The 6,689-nt window shown below is 53.0% G+C and carries 7 protein-coding genes; 4 read left to right on the top strand and 3 right to left on the bottom strand.

Features of this window, described 5'->3' with window-relative positions:
- Positions 1–814 (bottom strand): RNA-guided endonuclease InsQ/TnpB family protein (locus BP822_RS06380; RefSeq protein WP_286878000.1); only part of this gene is annotated, 814 nt, incomplete at its 3' end.
- Between the two features lie 49 nt (positions 815–863).
- Between BP822_RS06380 and BP822_RS06375 the strand changes: the two genes are divergently transcribed.
- The 3 genes from BP822_RS06375 (at position 864) to BP822_RS06365 (ending at position 3,776) form a co-directional block, all read left to right on the top strand.
- A complete protein-coding gene (locus BP822_RS06375; protein ID WP_157863694.1) occupies positions 864–1,004 on the top strand; it encodes a hypothetical protein in 141 nt (46 codons plus the stop codon).
- A gap of 35 nt (positions 1,005–1,039) precedes the next feature.
- Positions 1,040–2,227, top strand: coding sequence for a bifunctional 5,6,7,8-tetrahydromethanopterin hydro-lyase/3-hexulose-6-phosphate synthase (locus BP822_RS06370; protein ID WP_286877999.1), 1,188 nt, complete (start codon positions 1,040–1,042; stop codon positions 2,225–2,227).
- Positions 2,228–2,468: 241 nt separating this feature from the next.
- Positions 2,469–3,776, top strand: a complete 1,308-nt coding sequence (locus tag BP822_RS06365; RefSeq protein ID WP_286877998.1) for a sulfatase-like hydrolase/transferase — start codon at positions 2,469–2,471, stop codon at positions 3,774–3,776.
- A gap of 585 nt (positions 3,777–4,361) precedes the next feature.
- Here BP822_RS06365 and BP822_RS06360 read toward each other — a convergent pair.
- The gene (locus tag BP822_RS06360; RefSeq protein WP_286877997.1) at positions 4,362–4,808 is read right to left on the bottom strand and encodes a DUF3795 domain-containing protein; all 447 of its coding nucleotides are present in this window, start codon (positions 4,806–4,808) and stop codon (positions 4,362–4,364) included.
- A 239-nt stretch (positions 4,809–5,047) separates the two neighbouring features.
- On the opposite strand from BP822_RS06360, the gene BP822_RS06355 reads away from it, so the two are divergent.
- Positions 5,048–5,734: a DUF169 domain-containing protein gene (locus BP822_RS06355; protein ID WP_232844353.1), complete on the top strand. Its 687-nt coding sequence runs from the start codon at positions 5,048–5,050 to the stop codon at positions 5,732–5,734.
- 97 nt (positions 5,735–5,831) lie between these two features.
- Here BP822_RS06355 and BP822_RS06350 read toward each other — a convergent pair.
- A partial coding sequence (locus BP822_RS06350) for a hypothetical protein (protein ID WP_286877996.1) occupies positions 5,832–6,689 on the bottom strand: 858 nt, incomplete at its 5' end.

The following is a 6,689-nucleotide window of genomic DNA, read 5'->3' as shown; positions in this document are numbered from 1 at the left end:
CTTTGATATCAAGATCCTCAACGCAAATGATATCAAAGTTATTGACATAGGTCCGAGATAACTTATGCAGGAAATCATCTCGTTGGCAATTGATTCTCTTATGCAGCTTCGCGATTTTACCCTTGAGGGACTTATAATTATTCGATCCCCTCACCGCTCTGGCTAGCCTTCGTTGCAGTCTTGCCAGTTTATCAGCAGATTGCTTGGCACATCTTGGATTCTCTATCTCATTGCCAACGGAGTCAACCACGAAGGAAGTCAAACCGACATCCAAACCTACTGCTTCCTCGGTTTCTGGTAACGGCTGTGGTTCCTGATTGGCCTGGACTATGGCAAACCATCTCTCGCCTTCTCTCTTGACTATGACTGCTTTGATGCATCCTTCGATCTTTCGATAGATCTTGATCCGCATGTCCCCGATCTTGGATAGATGCAATATGCCATGATCTTGATCGATTTTGAAGCCGGATTGGTTGTAATTCAGGGTGTTATACCATCCATATCCTTTGAAGCGAATATGACCGATCTTCCGACCGTTCTTCTTTGATGCAAAGAGGCCTTTGATGTTAGACCAAAGAGTGTAATTCACCATCTGAAGAACCTTGGAATAGACTTGGTTGAGTTTTGGATTCTCAAGCTTCAGAGAAGGAATCATATTCTGAGTATCATAGGTCTTGAGCTTGATGCCTTTTTCTTTTGCTTCGTTCAGGTTTTGGAGAAGCCGATTATAGAGCCACCTACAAGCATCCAAATTCTCCGCTAACTTCCATTGAGTGATCTTGTTCGGGAATATGGGGTACTTGTAGCTGATCATCAAACGAATACAGTTATGGATACCTATACTTATATCAGCTGAGGGCGGCGTGAAAGTAATCATGGCAAAGGACTCCGCTTTCATCCTGTTGCGACTTCGTCGCAACTTCCCCGGACTCGCAGTCCGGGAGACCGCCCCAAAGGATGGGGACTTCCCGCTTCGTCCTTCGCAATCCCACAAGTTAAAATAGAGAGATTGCTCACTCGGTGGGCGAGGTGAATCTTTTTGTTTTTGGTCGGAGAGGCTCTCATAGGAAAGGGGCCTGAGGTAGCACATATCGATCTGATTATAGGGGAGAAGGAGGGACCGGTGGGAACGGCTTTCGCCTCCGGTCTCACCCAGCTTTCAGCGGGGCATACCCCTCTCCTGGGGGTCATCAGGCCGAACCTGCCGCCTAAGCCTTCTACCCTTATCGTTCCTAAAGTGACAGTGAAGAACATGGACCAGGCGGCTCAGATTTTTGGGCCGGCTCAGACGGCAGTAGCCAAGGCAGTGGCAGATTCAGTGGCAGAGGGTGTCATTCCCAAGGATCGAGCAGAAGAGCTGCTGGTCATTGTATCCGTTTACATCGATCCCAAGGCTACGGATTACGATGCCATCTATCGCTATAACTACGGGGCCACCAAGCTGGCGGTGGCTCGGGCCATGGCCGGGTTCCCGGATATCGATAAAGTCCTCTATGAGAAGGAGCGCTCCACCCATCCCATCATGGGGTTCAGAGTCACCCGTCTCTGGGATCCGCCTTATCTGCAGGTGGCCTTCGACCTGGTGGATGTGGCCGAGGTGAGGCGCGTCCTCTCTGCCCTGCCGGATAGCGACCACATCTTAATCGAGGTGGGGACCCCCCTGGTCAAGATGCTGGGGATGAACGTTGTGAAGGAGATTCGCGCCATCCGGCCGGGGGCCTTTATCATTCTGGATCTCAAGACCCTGGATACTGGAAACCTGGAGGTGCGCCTGGCTGCAGACTCCACTGCCGATGCGGTGGTCATATCCGGTCTGGCTCCTAAGAAGACCATTGAGCTGTCCATCAATGAGGCCAGAAAGACGGGGATATACTCGATAATCGATATGCTCAACGTAGCCGATCCACTCGCGGTGCTCAAGGGGCTGGATGTCCTGCCAGATGTGGTCGAGCTGCACCGGGCGATCGACATGGAGAAGAGCGCTCATGCCTGGCAGAACATCCCCGATATCAAGGCCCTGGCCGAGGAGGGACGCAGGCTCCTGGTGGCGGTGGCGGGCGGGATTCGCACCGATACCGAAGGAGCGGCCCTGGCCGCGGGGGCGGACATCCTGGTGGTAGGCCGGGCGATCACCAGATCCCGGGACATTCGCGACATGACAGAGCAGTTCCTGACCGGCCTGAAACAGACTGAGATCGATCAGTACAGGATCATGACCGATTTTTAAAGATCCTGCATTTGCGATCCAAATCCTTTTTTTTGCTTCAATCATCTCTTCTGAGAATTGAGAACAGGTCTGTCCTGCCGACTTGAGTTCTGATAGCTCAATCCACAGGGGCTCAGCGGCAGGGATTCTTTTTGTATCCTTTATGGATAATGCTGTAAGGGATTGCAGGTGGATAGAGCTTTCCATTCAAGCCCCAAAACACATGAAAGATTTTAATATTTAGCTGACTAAGCCCGGTGGGATGATCCCCGCCCTTCTCCTCCTCTTGCTGCTATTGCTGCCCGGCTGCTGCGCCCTCGAGGTTCAGGTGGGGCCCATGGCTCAGCCCGCGGGCGCAGTCATACTGGTCATAGACGGCCTGGGTTCATCTTACGTCTATCCGGAGCACAATGCCTATGCTCTGGACGGCTCGCCTCTGGATAAGGCGGTGCTATTCAACCTCACCGGCGGTGGGGCGCGGGCGGTGGATGTGCGAGTGCCAGTCCCCGAGACCACAAAGAGCCATTCCGTTCTTGTCACCGGCAGATCGGAAGCGGACTGGGACCAGCTCGGCCACACCATCTTCGACCTCGCCCGGGAGGAGGGATATTTATGCCTTGCCATTATGGAGCGGGGAGACTCTATGTCGATCATGGAGGATATGGATGCAGTCCTTTACCTGGAGGATAACGCCCTGCAGGGCGCTGAGCCCACACCGGGATTTCGGCCCGATGCTCCAGAGGGCCTGCGTACCCTCTTTCAGGAATGGCGGGACAGATTCGCTGGATATTCCAATCGTGAGGGCATGGCAGGCTATGCCGGCTACAACGCCTGGGCACTGGATGCGGCGGCGGATACTGTAGAGCATCTCATAGGAAAGCCATTCATCATGCTGGTCAATGCCGGAGCGGTGGACAGCGCCGGCCATAATCTGAACGCCAGCGGCTATCTGCAAGCAGTGGAGGCGCTGGACGCCCCCCTGGGCAGGCTGGTTCGGGCCTGCCGAAAAAATAACCTCTTGCTGGTCATCACTGCCGACCATGGCATGGTCTTTCCGGACCGGGAAGGAAAGGGCGGCCACTCGGCGGAGAAGTATGCCGCCCGGCTGGAGGCGTTGCGAGTGCCCCTGGTCGTCCAGGGGCCGGGAATTGAGGAGCTGAACCTTGGCGGCCAGTGGTCGGAGATGGATGTTGCCCCCACAGTGCTTGCATTGCTGGATGTATCCTCGAATACATCCTCTGAGGGAGTGGCTCTTCCGGTCAGGAAGGGAGGCATTCTGCGAGTTGCTGGCGCGCCAGCAGGGGTAGAACTGTGGGGGCAAGGGACCTGTCTGGCCAATGCCTCTGGGGATAACGAGTATATCTTCCGGGGTCTTGAGTGGGGAGAGTACACTCTGAAGGCTGGAGGGCAGTCCTGGGATGTGCTGGTGGATGGGGATGATACCATAGACCTGGCAGGAAAGGCGACCATGCCAGTGGGTATGAGGCGAGCTTTTGGAGTGATCATGATCCTGGTCATAAACCTGGGGGGAATGGCGACCATTTTGAGGATCTGGCGGCGCTCTGAATGAATAAGCCGCTCGCTTGAAGAATGATTCGCTATTCAAATTGGTTAAGTAGTGAAAAGGAGAAGGCTAGGAGAGATTTAGAGAATACCATGGCATTGGGCCTGCAAAATCAGTACAGTCGATTCTCGGGCGGGTCAACACCGATCCACAATGTCCTATTTCCAGGAGCCAGTACCACCAGGGTGGCAGGCCTGACCTCGCCCAAGATCTCGACATGATGCTGCTTTTAAGGCGGTACAGCACTGGACTATCACGCAGCGTCCATCTCGCGGGAGCCCGATTCACCGAAGGATGCCGGGCCTGCAATTCGCCTCTTTATCAGCATCTATCACGTCCTGGCGGGCATGAACTACGACCCAGCTTTTGGGCATGCCTCAACGCCCATCATGGCATGCATATTCGCATCTATTTGCAGGGATGCTCTTCTCGATCTATCTTCGGGCAAAAGAGCCCAGTCGGATTGCTGGATCTCTGGTTCTTGCAGCGCAAAACACGACTTGTTCCTATAGGCACGATTAATACATATAGTTTGTGCCTTGATAGGTGAACTTCGAATCTCCGCTCCAGTCGTTCCTCCTATCATGCCCCTCAGGGCATCTTTGTGGTCATCTTTTTGATGTACTCCTCCTTAGAAAGACCGCGGTTCTCGTTCAGCCTATCTTTTATCATCTGGCCTTGATCTCTGAGCCACTCGAACTTGGTGCAGCCCTCCAATTCTTCGCAGGAGCTGCATAGGTCGTATCCTTTCTCTCGAGCGCAGATCCTTATGGTGCAATCAGGTGGACCTCCGCCGTTCTCGCATCCTGCGCAGCGGGCATAGGTCTCCATCCAGGCCAGGCCCAGATCCACTGCCGCCCAGTCGATCGCCTCTCCCCCAGGCACAAATGGAGCCCAGTTTGGAATATCGCATTCAGTGATGTGCTTTCTCGTCCGGCTTGCGGACTCGGCTACTATGCTGCCTCCCAAGGGGCATGAGCCGCATAATATTCCGCAGGGTCCGGCCTGACTTTCGGCGCTGTTCAGCCTTTCATCCATAAAATGTACATTGCTTGAAATATTCTTATATTCTTCGGCCTGATGACATCCTCCAGGAATTCGCATTAAGGCGAAAAAGGGTGTTTGCGGGATAGAGGAAGTGCTGCCCAAGCGATCCAGGCGGATATCAATGCTCTCTTAAGGATGAAGAGCATTTGATGGGATGCATTCCAGAGCGCAAGCTCCAAATTCCATGCCTCCCACTTAAATTCCGGTGTACTATGATGAATCTTGAAGAGATGTCGGAAATATTGAAGTCCTCCCTGGGAATCCGGGATAATATCGTAGGCGTAAGGCTGTTCAAGAGTGAGGAGGAGATCCCACAGGACCTTAAAATCGTCGAGAGGCCCTTCCGCTACTGCTCAATGATCCAGGGAGCGAGGCGAGAGGGAGTTAGCTATCTCGCTCATGCCGACTATCACCAGTGCAAAGGCGGTGCCTCGGGCCTGGGCCTGCTGGAATGCCCGGAGAACATCCGCACCGGAGCCCTGTACTTTGACAAACTGCACAAGTGCTCCACAAAAGAATCGGGAGCGATGATAGCAGCCAATATGCCCCGCATCCTTCCCGGCAGCACCGTGGCCAGCTATGTGGCCCCCCTGGACAAGATGAGGGTGCGGCCTGATGTGGTCATATTCGTGGGAAATCCACTTCAGGCAAGGAGGATCGTTCAGGCGGCGATGTTCGAGAAGGGGGGCAGGATGAGCTTTAATACTGCAGGGATTCAGTCCTTTTGCGTCGATGCCACCAGCTCACCCTACCTGAAAGGAGAGGTGAATGTATCACTAGGCTGCGACGGCTCGGTGAGGAACGCCGGCCTGGAGGACGGGGAGCTCGTGGTGGGAATACCCTACGACATGATGGAGAAGATCTGCATCATCCTCAAGGAGAACTATCAGGGCTGGGACAAGTTCATGCGAGGATGAGGATCGGATTTCGTCTCTTTTTTTCAGATAATTTTTAAATTTATATTTTTTAAATATTATTTAAAAAGAATGGTTTAATTTAAAATTTAAATCCTGGCTACACATTGATTATCTTTTGCATTCCCCGAGGGAAGTAAATGGTATTCAGGTAACTGTACTGGCCATCGTAGACTCTTATTTCATGGTTCCGATCGCCAGCCACCCCAAAGATGAACCTCCCATCCAGGGCGTCTCCTCCGGTGCCCTCTGTGCCGATAAATGTGCCGTCAACGAATACCTGATATCCGCGCATCTCCTCCGATATTATCGTCACCTCTACGTCGGCTGGAGATGGTTGCAACTCTGGAGGCTGAACCTGACTTCCGGGATAGGTGGATAGAAGAGGATGCTGATATGGTGGCTGGTAGTAGCCCGTAACATCGATGACGACCGAATTGCTGACCAGACCGTCAATTGTATAGAACAGGATGTGCTGGCCGATGGAATCGGCATAAAAGTCCATCTGATTGTACCCTGGATAGAAGTAGAATGAGTTCTTATTCAGATTTCCATCAGGATTTATCTCATACAGGACTCCCTGGCCGCCGGCGGATGATATGACAATCAAAGAGAGAGCGGATCCCCCTGGAGCTTTTGCATACTGAGTCCAGCTGGAGGAGCCCTGTATCCACAGCGAATTGTCGCCGGTGTAGGTGGCATAAGACCGATATTGGTCAAATGGCATGGCATTCATCTGGTAGGTGAAATATACCGTGGCTGGGGTCAGATCCTTGATGTCGCTCTTTTTTGGAGCTTCAAGATGCTTTCTGGCAGAGGAGGCTTTAGCCATCGAGTAATACTGAGCGTATATGGAATCGGAATCTTTGGATGGTGGATCGCCACCGATCCATTTTTCACCGATCCCAATATTGAAAAGCATCTCTGCTCTTGCTTCGCCTGGCCTCAGCTCTACGCC

It is taken from the genome of Methanosaeta sp. UBA458, assembly GCF_002496085.1.
Classification (GTDB): domain Archaea; phylum Halobacteriota; class Methanosarcinia; order Methanotrichales; family Methanotrichaceae; genus Methanothrix; species Methanothrix soehngenii.
The sequence above is the reverse complement of the archived record's forward strand: the minus strand, read 5'-3'. Positions and strand labels throughout refer to the sequence as shown.

Coding starts and splice junctions, on each gene's coding strand:
- BP822_RS06365 (WP_286877998.1), top strand. CDS start 2,469: ATGATCCCCGCCCTTCTCCTCCTCTTGCTGCTATTGCTGCCCGGCTGC.
- BP822_RS06360 (WP_286877997.1), bottom strand. CDS start 4,808: ATGGATGAAAGGCTGAACAGCGCCGAAAGTCAGGCCGGACCCTGCGGA.
- BP822_RS06355 (WP_232844353.1), top strand. CDS start 5,048: ATGTCGGAAATATTGAAGTCCTCCCTGGGAATCCGGGATAATATCGTA.